The sequence below is a fragment of the Clostridiaceae bacterium HFYG-1003 genome, from assembly GCA_024579835.1.
Taxonomy (GTDB): Bacteria; Bacillota; Clostridia; order Clostridiales; family Clostridiaceae; genus JG1575.
Genome location: CP102060.1, coordinates 2,243,900 through 2,259,383, shown reverse-complemented (window position 1 = coordinate 2,259,383; position 15,484 = coordinate 2,243,900). Strand labels below are relative to the sequence as shown.

Here is a 15,484-nt window from a genome sequence, read left to right as displayed (position 1 = left end):
GACACGTTGGCATAGACAGGAGTCCAGTCATCATTTAAATGAAACAGGCGGTCAGGCACGAACGGATCTTGGTTTGGGTGGGAACTACGGCTGCATGGCTCCGAACAAAACCAGCCAGGCCAGGATCGATTTGGCAGACAGGCTGAGAATGATGTAGACTCTCTCGCCATAGAGGTAATTGCGCCATTTGCCGATCTTTTGATACTGCAGTACCATATTCACCGGGAAGGTGTTGAAGGCCACGAAGTATGTTCCGACGATGGCCCAGACAAACCAGGGCACGCGATCAAAGTTTCCGTTGCCGAACATATAGAGCAGGATGGCAGCCCAGGGAGCAATTCCGGCCAGGGAACCCCACAGGAACGGGCCCCAGTCGAGGTCTTCCTTGCGGCGCTGGGAGTTGAGCTGCTCCATGACCAGGCCGAACAGATTCATCGACGCGTTGACCACGAAAATCAGAAGCAGAGAAGCGATATCGTATATGCCGAAAAGGGTTGAGATCAGCACAATCATGATGGAGGAGCTCAGGGCATATTCAAACCAGCGGAATTTGTTGATGCCAAGTTCCAGATCTTTGTTGTAAATCTGATTCATGCGATTCGGGACAGACACCAGGGCGTGGGCCGCGGCGGAGATGAACAGAAAGAGCGCGACCAGAATTCCAAAGGGGAGGTTGAACAGATCCTTCGACTGCAATTCCAGGGAGCGGGTCTGCGGGTTGAATGCCAGAAAGTTCTGAGTGATGGTCGGCTGAAATTCACCGATTTTCTGGATGACTGAGGTGGCGAGGAAGAGCATGGCCAAACCCTGAATCAGGTGAAGCCCGCCCATGATCTTATTGAAATTTCTGAGTTTTTTAAGTGCATCGGTTTGCATAGACCTGGACTCCTTTCACAGGTCGAGTTTTCTTTTCATTTCTTTTTCCGCTGATTCTTGATACCAGCTGGCTTTGAAAGGTTGAACTTTCTTAGGGTCTGATTGTTTCATCAGGGAATGGAAGCTGTCAGTTTTCAAGAGATTCTATCTTTGATTTCATCTTACGCCGAAACTTCACGTTATGCATTAGAATCGATGGAAAATTTCTAGATAGCACGTTATGTGATATATAGATGCCTGTTTGTAAGTCTGCGATCTTTCCACTGCGTGGATCAAGGGCTGCTTTCTTCCGGTTCGGAATGGTTTGGGGAAAGGGGAATCAGGTATAATAAGCTCAACACGTCATGAAATACCTGGCGTCGGATATCAGCTCAGATCGGGTCAAGGGATCAAGGGAATTTGTGGATTAGCGAATGGAAGAGAGGAAGGGGATCAGGATGACTGAAAAAGAAAAGTGCAGCCGCGGCCTGCTGTACAATCTGATGGATGATCAGGAGATGATGGCCGAACTGACCAGGTGCAAGGACCTGTGTCACCGGTTGAATCAGGTGCTGCCGTCGCGCACGGATGAAAGGGAGCAGATCCTTCGGGAGATCATCGGCAGGATCGGCGGATCCTTTGTAATTACGACCCCTTTTTACTGTGACTATGGCTATAACATTGAAATTGGGGAGCATTTTTATGCCAATCACCATCTGGTCATTCTGGACTGCGCCAAGGTCCGGATCGGAGATCATGTGTTCATTGCGCCAAACTGCTGCATCACTGCCGCCAGCCACCCCATCGATGCCGGTCAGCGCAGCGCGGGGTTTGAGTATGCCCTTCCGGTCACCATCGGGAACCATGTCTGGATTGGTTCCAATACAGTCATTCTGCCGGGAGTTACCATTGGTGACCATGCGGTCATCGGGGCAGGCAGTGTCGTGACTAAGGACATTCCGGCCCATGTCGTTGCTGTGGGCAATCCCTGCCGGGTGCTGCGGGAAATTGACGAACGAGACAGGGCTTGCCAGCCGGACCAGGTACGCCTGGATTAATTAAGAGAATTTTAAAAAACAGCAGGGCGATGGGGGTGAATCCCATGCCCTGCTGCTTTTTGTATGGTATGTTCTTATTTTTTCTTCTTGTCCGGGTCCTCGGCCGCTTTGGCCTTGTGCCGTTCCGGGTCCACAAAGTCATAAATGTAGTGGCGTACCCGGTCATAGGCATCCTCATCTCCGACCATGACAAAGGCGTCCTTGTCCTGGAAGGTCATGTAGGGGCCTGGGGAGAGAATCAGTTCATCCTCGCGCTTAATGGCGATGATGGTGGCTCCGGTATTCTGCCAGAAGTTGACTTCTCCGATGGCTTTGCCGATGAGGTGGGATTTTTCCGGAATTTCCACTTCCAGCGGTGCGAAGGGATTGGAGGTCTTGAACCGGACGGTGTAATCCAGGACGCGGTCCAGGGATTCCCGCAGTTTCTGATCCAGTTCTTCGCGCTGCTTCAAGATCTCGTTGATGGAGTTCTTAATGCCGGAGATGGAGTCGACTTCCTTGAACTGGTTGATGAATGCCATGGAGTTTTCCATGGATTCGACCAGGATGCCGGATCCGTGGGTGACCGATACGATTTTCATATCCTCCAGGAGTGAAACGGAGCGCCGGATGGTCTCAGGCGATACATTGTACTGACCGGCCAGGGTGGAGCGGCCCGAAATCTTTTTGCCCTCGGGGAATTCCCCGTTGGCGATTCGGGAGGCAATGTCGATGGCGATCTGCTGATATACAGGCTTCGTGATTTTTTCTGGCTTATTCATCATACCCTCATTTGCATTCATTTTTCTCAACGAAATGAATTTTTTATCTGATTCAATAGTAAGACAATCTGTACTGATTTGCCATAGGGCTGTACGGTTTTTTGAAAAGAAATTCTGCCGGGCAGTTCGGCTAGAAACTTCCGCTATCGGTCAGGATCAGGTTGCCCGCTTTGGAGAGGAGTACGGTGTGCTCGAACTGGACAATCTGGCTGTGGTTTTCCGTCACCATAGGCCAGACCCCTTCGGGATTCTCCTCCACCCATTCGTCGCCGTCGGAAATAAAGGTCTCCAGGGCAACCACCTGGCCTTCCTTGAAGATCGAGGCATCCCGCCGTTCGTTATAGTTAAAGATGAAGTGAGGTTCTTCGTGCAGGCTTCTGCCGACGCCATGGCCGGTGAGGTTGCGCAGCACGGTGTAGCTGTTCTTAATCGCGGTTTTGTAGATGGCTTTGCCGACGTTGGCTGTGGATTTGCCGGGGGCTGCTGCCTGAATGGCTGCGGCCAGGGCTTCGCGGGAGACGCGCAGCATGTCCTCCTGCTTCAGGTTGGGTGAGCCGGCGATGACCGTCATGCCGGTGTCGGCAAAGTATCCGTTCTTGCTGGCGGAAACGTCAATGTTGACCCAGTCGCCTTCTTCCAGGAGCTGCCTGGACGGAACGCCGTGGCAGGCGACTTCGTTGACGGAAATGCAGGTCCAGCCGGGAAAGCCGTAACTGGACTTGGGAGCCGAAACGGCACTTTCTTCTTCCAACAGATCCCGGGCCATCAGATCCAGTTCCAGGGTGCTGATCCCGGGACGGACGGCCTGGGCCAGTTCATCGCGGACGCGGGCGACAATGCGTCCGATTTCCTTCATTCCGTTCAGGTCCGTCTGGTTTGTTACTATCATGTGTAATCCCTTCTTTCTCCTTTCATCTTAACACAGCAAAGACGGCCGCTTCAAAGAAAACCTGGGTTGAAACGGCCTGTTCACGCGTCGCGCACTGATGTCTGCTTGAAAATCGTTTACAATCTTGGGTCGCTGGATTATAATTCATATTAATCGAGTGTCACTTTGGTCCCCGGGCCGGAGTGTTTGATGACAACCATCCCAAAAAGACCGACAGGAGGAAGACGGTTATGAATGAAATGGACTACACCACTCAAAAACTTCGAAACGTGGGCTTAATTGGCCACAGCGGGTCCGGAAAGACGACCCTGATGGAAGCGTTGCTCAATTTTTCCGGAGCGACCGACCGCATGGGTAGAATTGAGGATGGAAATACGGTTTCTGACTTTGATCCGGAAGAAAAGAAACGTCAGATTTCCTTGCAGGCCTCTGTGGCGCCAGTTTATTACAATGGTTATAAGATCAACCTCGTAGATTTACCCGGATATTTTGATTTTGTAGGAGAGACCATTCAGGGAATGAGAGCGGTGGACATCGCCATGATCGTTCTGTCCGCCACCTCCGGCATCGAAGTTGGAACTGAAAAGGCCTGGAAGTACACGGAAAAAATCAAGCTTCCCAGAGCATTCTACATTAACAAGATGGACCGCGAAAACGCGGACTTTGATAAAGTATTTGATCAGTTGAGAGATAAATTTGGCATGCCGGTGGTGGCAGTGCAATACCCGATCGGCAAGGAATCCAACTTGCAGGGTGTAATCAACGTCGTTTCCCACCGGGCCAGATTCCATGATAAAAAGACGGGCGTGATGACCGAAGGCGATATTCCGGAAGAGTACAGGGACCGGATCGATGAGCTCCACGAGATGCTGATGGAGTCCGTTGCCCAGACCGATGAGAACCTTCTGGACAAGTATGTCGGGGGTGAGAAGCTCACCACGGACGAAGTCTACAACGCGCTGATTCAGGGCTGCGTCAGCGGCGACATTGCCCCGGTCATGTGCGGATCCGCTTCCGAGCGCATAGGCATGACCACCCTGCTGGAAGACATTATTGAAGCCTTCCCCTCGCCGGAATACGCGATTCCGCAGAAAGCGGTGGAGCTTACCAGCCAGCAGGAAATCTTCGTCAAGCTGACTGCGGACAAACCATTCTCAGCCATAGTCTTCAAGACCATCGCTGACCCCTTCGTCGGCAAGATTTCTCTGTTCCGCACCATTACCGGCGTGGCTCAGGGTGAAATGACGGTATACAATCCCAACCGGGAAAAGAATGAAAAACTCGCCAACTTCTTCTATCTGAAAGGCAAGAACCAGGCGCCGGCTGAAAAAGTCATCGCCGGTGACATCGGCGCGGTGGCTAAGCTGGCAGTGACCAAGACTGGAGACACCCTGTGCGATCCCTCCTTCAAGGTTCGCTATGACGCAATCAACTTCCCGGATCCGGTCATGAGCCTGACGGTTCTGCCCAAGTCCAAGGGAGATGAAGACAAGATTTCTTCCGGCCTGACCCGACTGATGGAAGAAGACCCGACGTTCGTGGTGGCCAGAAGCCCGGAAACGGCTGAAGTCATTATGTCCGGACAGGGCGAAACCCATCTGGAAGTCCTCGCCTCCAAGCTGAAAGCCAAATTCGGCGCGGATGTGGATCTGGCCGAACCCGTTCTGCCCTACCGTGAAACCATCAAAGGTAAGTCAGACGTTCAGGGCAAGCATAAAAAGCAGTCCGGCGGGCATGGCCAGTATGGGGATGTCAAGATCCGGTTTGAGCAGAGAAAAGACGGCAAGGATGAACTGGAATTTGTCGATGAAGTAGTCGGCGGCTCTGTGCCCAGAAACTTCATTCCGGCCGTGGAAAAGGGACTGCGGGAAGCCATCACGGAAGGTGTTCTGGCCGGCTACCCGGTGATCAAGCTCCGAGCGACCCTGTACGATGGTTCCTACCATGCGGTGGATTCTTCGGAAATGGCGTTCAAGATAGCGGCGTCCATGGCCTTCAAAAAAGGAATGGAAGATGCCCAGCCGATTCTGCTGGAACCCATCATGAAGCTGGAAGTCAAGGTTCCGGATGATTACATGGGCGACATCATTGGCGACATCAACAAGAAACGAGGCCGCGTCCTGGGCATGGAGCCGGAAGATGACATGCAGAAGGTCATCGCCGAAATTCCGATGTCCGAAATCCAGCGCTATTCCTCCGACCTGAAGTCCATGACTCAGGCCCGCGGAGAATTCCGGATGGAATTCATCCGTTACGAGGAAGTTCCGGCGACGGAAGTTCCCAAGATCGTGGAACGGGCTAAAAAGATGAAGGAAGCCAAGGAAAGCAAATAAGCGAGGATCGGCAATTCACCCATTGTCAGATCATCACATAACCATTGCGTGGCAGGAACCTGTGACACCACAGATTCCTGCTGCGTTTGTCTTGCGGCCAGCAGGCACTGCGGTCCCCCAACGGCGGAATGCGCCACGGGTGGAGCCCCTGTGCTATAATTGGGGCATCAGGATCGAGGAGAGATTGCGATGGAACCAGAAGAAAAGAAATATGTCATAGGCATCGACCTGGGCGGAACGAAGATCACCACCGCCATTGCCGATCTGGCAGGCGAACTTATTGAAAAAACCACCCTGGCCACCGGCGCCAAAGAAGGCGAGGAAGTGGTTATGGAGCGCATCATTCAGTCGGTGGAAATGGTACTTGAGGCTTCCGGCCTGATGCTGGAGGAAGTACGGGCCATCGGCATCGGCGCGCCCGGACCGCTGGATCCGGAAACGGGCTCCATCATTACCACGCCCAACCTGCCGTTCCAAAATTTTTCTCTGACCCAGCCGCTGACCCGGCACTTCGGCGTCCCGGCATTTCTGGACAATGACGGCAATGTGGCGGCCATCGGCGAGTGGCTGTTTGGAGCGGGCAAGGGGTACCGGAACGTTCTCTACATGACCGTATCCACAGGCGTGGGCGGCGGCGCCGTCCTGAACGGCCGATCCTATCATGGGTCCCGGTCCAATGCCCTGGAGATCGGCCATATGACCATCGAACCCTCGTCACCTCACCAGTGCAACTGCGGAAACCATGGCGATGTGGAAGCGCTCTGTTCGGGCACCGCCATTTCCAAACGAGCCATGGAGGCGATCCGTGCCGGACGCTCCACCAGTCTGACCAGACATGAGGTGGTGACCAGCTATGAGGTCTACCAGGGCTACAAAGAAGGGGATGAACTGAGCATCGAGATCCTCACCCAGGCCTGGAAGTATCTTGGAATCGCCGTAGCCAACCTCATTCTGGTCTTTGACCCGGATGTTATTGCCATCGGCGGCGGCGTATCAAAGATCGGATCGGACATGTTTGACGCGGTGAAGGCGTCAGCCCAGGACCACTGTTTTGACTTCATGTTCGATTCCGTTCAGATCGTACCCACTGCTCTGGCACAGGATACCGGCGTCATCGGCGCGGTGGCGCTGGCCATCGTCAGCAGTCAGCCTGAATAAATCAAACCAGGAACCGCCAGATCCAGGACCTGAGGCAGCAGCATGGTATTTCACTTACCAGGCGGGCATTTATTTACCAGGTCGTCAGGAGCATACAAAGAAAGGAAGTCCTTCGCAGGACTTCCTTTTTGGTGGTGTGATGCCAGAATATAATTTTCAATGATTTGCGGCTTCCACAATAAAATATATGGCAAGTTCAAAGAACAGATCATCCGGCTATAACTTACGGTTATCCTTCAGCAAGGAGGCAGCAATACCACTGCCAATGATCAGGATTGTACCAAGGATGGTACGGCTGGCAAGCTGTTCCTGAAACACTAAATAGCCCAGGATAGGGGACAAAATGACACCGGTATAGTCAAACAGGGTAACCCGGGTAGCCTGCGCTGTCAAATAGGATCGGGTAATGAAGTACTGGCCCAAAGCAGCAAACACCCCAATCAGCAGGAGATACAACAGTTCAGCGGCAGTCGGCCAGACAAATTGAGCTGCCATGAAGGGGACGGATGCCAGACTGGACAGTAAGCTGAACCAGAAGATGATCACAATGCCATGAACCCGACCGGCCAGGCGGCGGATCAGAACATAAGCCAAGCCGCCAAACAGCGCCGAGGCTACCCCAATCAGAGACGGGGTCAGGTTGAAATTCCCCGTAGGGTTGATAATGATCACAGCTCCGGCGAACCCGGTTAATATGGTGAGAAGCCGGGGCAAACTCATTCGTTCACCCAGAAAAAGAACCGCTGCCAAAATCACGAAGAATGGATTCAATTTCTGCAGAACTTGAGCATCCGCCAGGGGCAGATGATTGTTTGCATAAAAGACGCTCACTACTCCAAGAAAACCCAACAGGCATCGAAAAAACAATGGAATTCGGTTGGGTCTGTCCACCGCCGCGGAAAGCCCTTCTTGCTTCATGGTCCAAAGCGAGAAGGCGAGCATAACCAGGTTGCGAAAGAAAACCTGTTCGAATAGTGGAATGGTTCCCCCGGATAGCTTTACCATCAGAGACATGAAGGCAAAGGATGCGGAGGCGATGATCATATATAGAATTCCATTTCGTTCGTTTGTCATTGAACACCTCATTTTATTGGCATAAGAGCTCGTCAGGATTGATTGAGTAACGGATATCATTATAGCAAAAAGAAACAAGAATTGATTCCTGTCCTACCCGGCAGCGGAGGATGGTGTTGATCGGTTTCCTTGAAAAAGGGAAGGACTCTTCCTCGGTCTTCAGAATCTTCCTTTTAGTTCAGGTGAAAAATACTGGATTTCAGGTAAAATGGTAAGTAGGGAAGTCGGGAGTGGTCCTGCCACATCGAATGGACTCAGTCAGACTCACACAGAGGAAGCGAAAAAGAACAATTACGGAACCGGTGCGGGAATTTCTGACATCGGTGGGACGGAGAGGTTAATGAAGTATTTATATATCACCCGGCATGGGGAAACACAATGGAATCTGGAAGGGCGGTTTCAGGGACGGGGCAATTCGGAACTGACCGAGCGGGGCCGGCGCCAGGCACAGGGTCTGGGGCGGGTGCTGGATGAGGAGGCCATTGAGCTGATCATTACCAGTCCCCTGAAACGGGCCAGGCAGACCGCTGAATTTGCCAGGGGGAACCGAAACATTCCCCTGCAGGAGCTGGAGGATCTGGCGGAGCTGGACCTGGGAGCCTGGGAGGGTCAGCTGCTGAAGGATCTGAAGGAGCGGGAACCACAGCAGTATCATTATTACTGGAATGATCCGTTCCGGTATGAACCCAGCCAGGGTGAATCCTACGCACAGATGCTGGAACGACTGAGCCGGGCACTGGTTCAGATCGAAGCCATCGCCCAGGGGCGAAGAACTCTGGTGGTGACCCACGGCATGACGCTGATGGGGCTGCTTCATCTGTTGACCGGAGCTCCCCTGGAGCGGATTCTGAAAAAACCGGTACTGCGTCAGACCAGCATTACCAAGGTCCGGATCCTGTCGCAGGATCCCATGAACTTTGAGGTGGAAACGGTCGGCGATACCTCGCATTTCATTTCTGAGGATCTGCATTCTCCCCGGGTGAATGTCTGGGATCATGGGAACGCTGCCGGTCAGAACCAGCCAGCCGTTGAACCATCTGTTACAGCCGCTGAACCAACTGGTGCAGCAACGGAGGAAACCCTGGGTCAGCAGGCAGCCCGCCGGCTGCTGGAAAAGAATCTGACGATCTCCACCGCGGAAAGTCTCACCGGCGGTCTTCTGGCTGGTGCCCTCATCGATTCGGAGCTGGGAATCTCCCGGTCTTTCCTGGAGGGCTATATTACGTACTCCAATGAGGCAAAGATCCGGGATCTGGGGGTTCTGCCGGAAACCCTGGCGCAGTTTGGCGCGGTCTCCGAGGAGACGGCCCGGGAGATGGTGCTTGGCTGTCAGGCGAAATCCGATACAGATCTTGCTGTTTCCACCACAGGAATTGCCGGACCGGGCGGCGAGACCCCGGAGAAGCCGGTGGGGCTGACCTTTATCGCGCTGTATGATCGGGGCAGGGTCCAGGTGTTCCGGGAAATCTTTCCCGGAACCCGCAACGAGGTGCGGGCTGCCGTGGTTCGCTATGCCCTGGAACGACTCATCGAAGCGCTGAAGGACTGATTGCGGCCGGGTTTGGCTCGGTCCAGGGGTCGCGCGGGCTGGACCGGACCTGAGGGACTGACTTCTTGCCGGATGCGAAACGTCAGGCGATGCCAGTGCAGGAAACAGTCCGGGGAATCCTTGCCGGAGCGAACGATGACCCATCGTTTGGGGCCGGAACATGGATCAGTCCCGACGCTGCCGGTCTCTTTTCGGACTGGGTTTTAGCTGATATAATAAGGTTGCTTTTATTCAAGGGACACCCATTTTGGATGTCCCTTCAACATGTTGAAACGTAAGAAATGGAGTCGAATTATGAGTGTACTAACTGTGAAAAACCTGAGCCATGGCTTTGGTGACCGGGCGATCTTTGAAGATGTCTCATTCCGTCTGCTAAAGGGGGAGCACATCGGGCTGATCGGGGCCAACGGCGAGGGAAAATCCACCTTTATGAATATTATTACCGGCAAGCTGATGCCGGATGAGGGAACTGTGGAATGGAATTCCCGGGTTCGCGTCGGATATCTGGATCAGCAGTCGGAACTGAAGAAAGGCAGCACAATCCGTGAAGTGCTGCGTACGGCCTTCAACTATCTCTATGAGATGGAGCAGGAAATTTTGAGCATCGGCGAAGCCATGGCCACAGCGGATGAAACGGAAATGGACCGGCTGATGGAGGATATGGGGACGCTGCAGGATCTGTTGGATCACAATGATTTCTATATCATTGAGGCCAAGGTCGAGGAAGTTGCCGGCGGTCTGGGACTGAAGGATCTGGGCCTGGATGTGCCGGTGGATGAACTGTCCGGCGGATAGCGCACCAAAGTCCTTCTGGCCAAGCTGCTTCTGGAAAAGCCGGACATTCTGCTGCTGGATGAACCGACCAACTATCTGGATGAGGAGCATATCACCTGGCTGACCATGTACCTGCAAAACTATGAAAATGCATTTATCCTGATTTCTCATGACATCCCGTTCCTGGATCAGGTCATCAACATCATCTACCATGTGGATCAGCTGCGGCTGACCCGGTATGTCGGTGATTACCACAGTTTCCGGGATACCCATGAAGCCAAGCAGAAGCAGGTGGAAGCGGCCTACATCCGCCAGCAGCAGGAAATCTCCAAGCTGGAGGATTTTGTAGCCCGGAACAAGGCGCGGGCAGCCACTGCCAATCTGGCCAAGTCCCGTCAGAAAAAGCTGGACAAGATGGACCGCATCGAGCTGACCAAGGAAAAACCAAAGCCGGTATTCGGCTTCAAGATGGGCAAAACCACCGGCAAGCTGGTGTTCGAGACGAAGGGACTGGTAATCGGTTATGACAAGCCTCTGACCCGGCCGCTGGATCTCTACATGGAGCGGGGACAGAAAATCGCCCTGGTGGGTGCCAATGGCCTTGGAAAAACCACACTGCTCAAGAGCCTCCTGGGCATCATCCCGCCGCTGGCAGGGGAAATCGAGCTGGGGGAAAACCAGCAGATCGGCTACTTCGAGCAGGAAATGTCCGGAACCGGCGACCAGACCTGCATAGAGGATTTCTGGAATGAGTTCCCAGGTCTGGTCCAGTATGAGGTTCGGGCCGCTCTGGCGAAATGCGGACTGACGACCAAGCAGATCGAAAGCCAGGTCCGGGTTCTCTCCGGCGGAGAGAAGGCCAAGCTGCGGCTGGCTAAGCTGATGAACCGGGAAACCAATATCCTGGTACTCGATGAACCGACCAACCATCTGGATGTCGATGCCAAGGACGAACTGATCCGCGCCCTGAAGGAATACCGCGGAACGGTTCTGCTGGTCAGCCATGAACCGGAGTTCTACAGCCAGATTGCCACAACGGTCTGGAACTGCGAGGACTGGTCTCTCAAAGTATTTTAAGATCGTGCTGGTGAAAGGCTGCTCAGGGAGAAGGCTTTCACCAGATTCACCAATCCATTGCTTTTTAAGAAAGGGGTGCGAATACCATGGAACAAGCATTGAAAAAGTTAGGCTATCAAGCTCAACCGGAGGTTCTGGTGCTGAATGCCCCGAAGGGGATTCAGGAAGCGCTGCTGCCTTTGCTGGCAGAACCGGCGGATGGATCCATCCAGGGCTCCTATGACTTTCTCCTGGCCTTTGTCACGACGCTGGACGAGATCCGGGCGATCAAGGCCGATCTGGCGGCCGCGCTCCGGCCGCAGGGACGGCTGTGGATCTGCTATCCAAAGAAAACCAGCAAGAATTATACGTCAGATCTGTCCCGGGACATCCTGTGGCCGGAATTCGGAGAATTCAACTTTGAACCGGTATCCCAGTTTGCCATCGACCCGGACTGGTCAGCCATGCGTTTTCGCCCGGTTGACGAAATCAAGTCGCTGAAGCGGAAGTCCGCGTCCTCGGAAAAGGGCAGTCAGCGGATTCATCAGGAGTAGAGGAATTATATGCAAAAAAAGATTGATCTGACTGAGGGCAATATCCTCAGCACACTGACCCGCCTGGCGCTGCCCATTATGGGGTCCTCATTCATTCAGATGGCCTACAACCTGTTTGATATGAAGTTTGTGGGCAGCATCAGCTATAAAGCGGTTACCGCCGTCGGCACCGCCACCTTCTTTCTGATGCTCAGCCAGGGACTGATTATGCTGTGCCGGGTCGGAGCCGAGGTTCATGTGGCCCAGAGCCTGGGCAAAGGGGATGAAAAGGGGGCGGCCATCTATGCCGATACGGCGATGAAGCTGGCCTTGATTCTGGGAATCAGCTACTCTTTGCTGGGCTATGTGTTCCGCGCCGAATTCATTGATTTTTTCCAGATCGCCGACCAGGAAGTTGTCCGGATGGCGGTAGAATACATGAGCATCATGGTCATGTCACTGCCCATCCTCTTCGTGAACTTTCTTCTGATCGGGATCTTCAATGCCGGGGGTTACTCCGATGTGCCCTTTCTGGCCAACGCCGCCGGCGTAGTCGTCAAGATCTCCATGAGCTGGTCTCTGATCAACGGCGCCTTTGGCCTGCCGGCACTGGGTGTCCGGGGGTCGGCTCTGGCGACAATCCTGGCTCAGACCACGACATTCATTATTCTGTTCTTCTTCCTGAAGAACCGGAAAGACGAGTATCTCCAGTTCCGGCTGTTCTCGCCATTCCGGCGGGAATATGCCGCCCGCATCATTCAGGTAGGGGGGCCGGCTGCGCTGCAGAGCTTTGTCTTTTCGCTGATCTCCACCTATATCGGTCGTATCGTATCCAATGCCAGCGTGATGGCGGCCTCCGTGCAGCGCATCGGCGCTCAGATTGAGTCCGTATCATGGATGACCTCCTCCGGCTTTGCCACCGCCCTGTCAGCCTTCACCGGCCAGAATTACGGCGCCGGCCGATATGACCGGGTTGTTTCCGGGTTCACCAAGGGCACCATCATTGTCGGCGGCATCGGCGTATTCTCCACCCTGCTCCTGATGCTCCTGCCCCGTCAGCTCTTCACCATCTTCATCCGGGAACCGGAAGAAGTCGTCCAGATGGGCATCGCCTACCTGGTCATCCTGGGGATTTCGCAGCTGTTTCAGTCCCTGGAAATCTCCACCGGCGGAGCCTTCAACGGTCTGGGCCTGACCCTCATTCCATCCCTCATCAATATCTTCTTCCAGGCTCTGCGCATTCCCGCCGCGTACTATCTGATGAATACCTCTCTGGGGATTAACGGCATCTGGTGGGCGATCACCCTGAGCACTGTCCTCAAGGGCATCGTCGGCGTCCTGATCTTCTACATCCTGGTCATCCGGAAACTGAAGGCTGGCATCCCACTGCGCAAGGAACGAACAGTCTGATCAGCAGTAGAAATAAATTTAAATAAAGCTAAGAAAATGATTACACCCCCTGGTCATAAGTTCAACGATTTGGTGTGCATTCCGTCATTAGGACAAAAAAAGAATTAGAATTTCACAGATTTATTCGTTACTTTCAACCGCAGGTCATTCCTGATCTGCGGTTGTTTGCTCTGCATCAGAAATAAGCATTTATTTGACGATGTTTCCTCCCCCCATAAGTGCCGAATGCTCTTATTCCCACCCAAGCCTTCGCCTTTAAGCGTTCTTAAGCTGTCAAAGCATATTGGGCCTGTGTATGATATTAATGTGTGAGAGCTGATTGAACCCTCAATCATTAAAACCCTGCCATTGCAAATAAAAATCACTGAGCCCATCATCCATCTCGTCTTTTGACCAAGTCAAATCTGTATATTGCGTGCGGTGATATCTGATATTCGGGACAGGACTATTACCAATAAATGTAAGATGTTTTGATGGGTAATGCGTTTTTTTATAATAGTCCATAACCGCTCTTAAATATGAGTCGAAGGAAGGAACATAGTCATCCATACTTTTTGGCATCCATTTATAACCCGGAGGATAAGCTAGTGGCAAAATGGGAAGTCCATCAATATCCCTTAAAGTTGGCACCTCATCAAAAACCTTATTAACAACTTGTATAATTGATTGTAGCCATCCAAACCAATCAGAAACGCCAACTTTTTGAATAAGAATATATTTCTCGAAAAGCCCTCTTTCTTTTGCAATATCCGTATGAAATTGGTATGCATACACATCCCCGATATTCCAGGGAGCACGGTCGAACTCAACCGGTTTTTTAATAAGCTTTTTTTTCGGCTCTGAGGATTCAAGATTATTCTTTAGCTTTTCTAATGTCTTTTTCCAACCGGCACCACCACTCTTGCTTTCCTCCCACAGAGATAACCCACCGCTATTAGCTAACCATTTTAATGCCTCCTCTTTTACTTCTGGCATCAGACGACCGACTTTCCACTGAGTATCTGCAAGCGCATACCAGAAAAGCGGTTCGTCTTCTTCACCAATGTATTCCTGAAATTTTTCAAACGTTTTTTTATAAACATTTTCATCGCTTAATTGTTCCTGAAGAAAATTCATATATGTATCCCGCACATCGCAGGTTGTGTCATTAGCATATAGGCTTGATCCCCATGCACCCATTGCACTTTCTCCTCTCAATTATTATTCTGGATCAACCCAGCTCTGAATGAGCGTTTCCATTTGATTGAACTCAGTTTTGAAGTTGCCATTGGCATCATAATTATAGCTCGTGGTTTTGTCCGGATCTGTGACCGACTCCACCAGGTTACTGGTGCTGCCATCGACGCCCGCCTGATGGGTTTAGGTCGTGTCTTTTAAGATCGCGCCGCTTTTGCGAGTGGTTTTGACCAGGCGGCCTAGGCTGTCATAGGTATAGGTCAGCGATACACCGGCGCTGGTCAGCGTTTCCAGTTTTCCATCCTTGTCATAGACAAAGCCGGTGGAATAACTCTGGGTACCAAGGCTCTCCTGGATCTGAGTTGTCTGACCATTTGGATCAAAGCCCAGGGTGAGGCTGCTGCCGTCACTTCCGGTTAGCTTTACCAGGCGGTTCGCAGAATTATAGAAGTAGCGATGAGACAGATTGGCTGCCGCATCGACTCACTTCCAACATTGCCTAAGACATCATACTCATAGCGGAACTTGGTCTCATAGCTTCCCGTAGCACTATTATATACCTTATAGACTTTCACCTGATCCAGGGGATTCCAACATCGTCTTGTGGTCGTTGCCAAACTCCGTGGTGGTCAGATTCCAACGTGAGTCGTACTTGTAGCTGACTAAGCTCTGGCTTCCGACTTTCACGCCGGTGGCCCGCCCGAAAACATCTTTCGTGAAGGAGTAAGAGAAGCCATTGTGGCTGCTACCTGACAGGTCATCTCCATCATAGGTGTAACCTACTGCCACCGTTTGACCGTCCACTTATTTGGACACACCTTTGAGCTGATCGGTCACTACATCATAGGTATAGGATGT

The 15,484-nt window shown here is 52.5% G+C and carries 12 protein-coding genes and 1 pseudogene; 7 read left to right on the top strand and 6 right to left on the bottom strand.

The features are described from left to right. Window positions 1–84: 84 nt before the first annotated feature. Window positions 85–876, bottom strand: coding sequence for a heliorhodopsin HeR (heR, locus tag NQU17_10200; protein UUM11032.1), 792 nt, complete (start codon window positions 874–876; stop codon window positions 85–87). Window positions 877–1,313: 437 nt separating this feature from the next. On the opposite strand from heR, the gene NQU17_10195 reads away from it, so the two are divergent. Then, window positions 1,314–1,913, top strand: a complete 600-nt coding sequence (locus NQU17_10195; protein ID UUM11031.1) for a sugar O-acetyltransferase — start codon at window positions 1,314–1,316, stop codon at window positions 1,911–1,913. Between the two features lie 74 nt (window positions 1,914–1,987). Here NQU17_10195 and NQU17_10190 read toward each other — a convergent pair whose 3' ends face one another. Both NQU17_10190 and map read right to left on the bottom strand, forming a co-directional pair. Further along, a complete protein-coding gene (locus NQU17_10190) occupies window positions 1,988–2,674 on the bottom strand; it encodes a GntR family transcriptional regulator (protein ID UUM11030.1) in 687 nt (228 codons plus the stop codon). A gap of 130 nt (window positions 2,675–2,804) precedes the next feature. Further along, window positions 2,805–3,563, bottom strand: a complete 759-nt coding sequence (map, locus tag NQU17_10185; GenBank protein UUM11029.1) for a type I methionyl aminopeptidase — start codon at window positions 3,561–3,563, stop codon at window positions 2,805–2,807. Window positions 3,564–3,793: 230 nt separating this feature from the next. On the opposite strand from map, the gene fusA reads away from it, so the two are divergent. Continuing rightward, complete coding sequence (fusA, locus tag NQU17_10180) at window positions 3,794–5,896, top strand: elongation factor G (GenBank protein ID UUM11028.1); 2,103 nt, start codon at window positions 3,794–3,796, stop codon at window positions 5,894–5,896. 189 nt (window positions 5,897–6,085) lie between these two features. Next, window positions 6,086–7,054: an ROK family protein gene (locus NQU17_10175; protein UUM11027.1), complete on the top strand. Its 969-nt coding sequence runs from the start codon at window positions 6,086–6,088 to the stop codon at window positions 7,052–7,054. A gap of 216 nt (window positions 7,055–7,270) precedes the next feature. On the opposite strand, the gene NQU17_10170 is transcribed toward NQU17_10175, so the two are convergent. Further along, window positions 7,271–8,128, bottom strand: a complete 858-nt coding sequence (locus NQU17_10170) for a DMT family transporter (protein ID UUM11026.1) — start codon at window positions 8,126–8,128, stop codon at window positions 7,271–7,273. A 340-nt stretch (window positions 8,129–8,468) separates the two neighbouring features. On the opposite strand from NQU17_10170, the gene NQU17_10165 reads away from it, so the two are divergent. From NQU17_10165 to NQU17_10150, 4 genes and pseudogenes are all read left to right on the top strand, one after another. After that, window positions 8,469–9,677 (top strand): nicotinamide-nucleotide amidohydrolase family protein, encoded by a 1,209-nt coding sequence (locus NQU17_10165; protein UUM11025.1) that lies wholly within the window; start codon window positions 8,469–8,471, stop codon window positions 9,675–9,677. Window positions 9,678–9,971: 294 nt separating this feature from the next. Next, a pseudogene (locus NQU17_10160) lies at window positions 9,972–11,528 on the top strand (ATP-binding cassette domain-containing protein). An 86-nt stretch (window positions 11,529–11,614) separates the two neighbouring features. After that, window positions 11,615–12,061, top strand: coding sequence for a hypothetical protein (locus NQU17_10155; protein ID UUM11024.1), 447 nt, complete (start codon window positions 11,615–11,617; stop codon window positions 12,059–12,061). A gap of 9 nt (window positions 12,062–12,070) precedes the next feature. Further along, on the top strand, window positions 12,071–13,450 hold the full coding sequence (locus NQU17_10150; protein UUM11023.1) for an MATE family efflux transporter: 1,380 nt from the start codon (window positions 12,071–12,073) through the stop codon (window positions 13,448–13,450). Between the two features lie 327 nt (window positions 13,451–13,777). Here NQU17_10150 and NQU17_10145 read toward each other — a convergent pair whose 3' ends face one another. Continuing rightward, window positions 13,778–14,629 carry a hypothetical protein gene (locus NQU17_10145; protein UUM11022.1) on the bottom strand — a complete coding sequence of 284 codons (852 nt, stop codon included), beginning with the start codon at window positions 14,627–14,629 and terminating at the stop codon, window positions 13,778–13,780. A 558-nt stretch (window positions 14,630–15,187) separates the two neighbouring features. Further along, a complete protein-coding gene (locus NQU17_10140; protein UUM11021.1) occupies window positions 15,188–15,415 on the bottom strand; it encodes a hypothetical protein in 228 nt (75 codons plus the stop codon). Between the last annotated feature and the right edge of the window lie 69 nt (window positions 15,416–15,484).

Excerpts from the sequence above, each read along its gene's own strand:
- NQU17_10150 (UUM11023.1), top strand. The coding sequence starts at position 12,071 with ATGCAAAAAAAGATTGATCTGACTGAGGGCAATATCCTCAGCACACTG.
- heR (UUM11032.1), bottom strand. The coding sequence starts at position 876 with ATGCAAACCGATGCACTTAAAAAACTCAGAAATTTCAATAAGATCATG.
- NQU17_10190 (UUM11030.1), bottom strand. The coding sequence starts at position 2,674 with ATGAATAAGCCAGAAAAAATCACGAAGCCTGTATATCAGCAGATCGCC.
- NQU17_10155 (UUM11024.1), top strand. The coding sequence starts at position 11,615 with ATGGAACAAGCATTGAAAAAGTTAGGCTATCAAGCTCAACCGGAGGTT.
- NQU17_10145 (UUM11022.1), bottom strand. The coding sequence starts at position 14,629 with ATGGGTGCATGGGGATCAAGCCTATATGCTAATGACACAACCTGCGAT.
- fusA (UUM11028.1), top strand. The coding sequence starts at position 3,794 with ATGAATGAAATGGACTACACCACTCAAAAACTTCGAAACGTGGGCTTA.
- map (UUM11029.1), bottom strand. The coding sequence starts at position 3,563 with ATGATAGTAACAAACCAGACGGACCTGAACGGAATGAAGGAAATCGGA.
- NQU17_10165 (UUM11025.1), top strand. The coding sequence starts at position 8,469 with ATGAAGTATTTATATATCACCCGGCATGGGGAAACACAATGGAATCTG.
- NQU17_10195 (UUM11031.1), top strand. The coding sequence starts at position 1,314 with ATGACTGAAAAAGAAAAGTGCAGCCGCGGCCTGCTGTACAATCTGATG.
- NQU17_10175 (UUM11027.1), top strand. The coding sequence starts at position 6,086 with ATGGAACCAGAAGAAAAGAAATATGTCATAGGCATCGACCTGGGCGGA.
- NQU17_10170 (UUM11026.1), bottom strand. The coding sequence starts at position 8,128 with ATGACAAACGAACGAAATGGAATTCTATATATGATCATCGCCTCCGCA.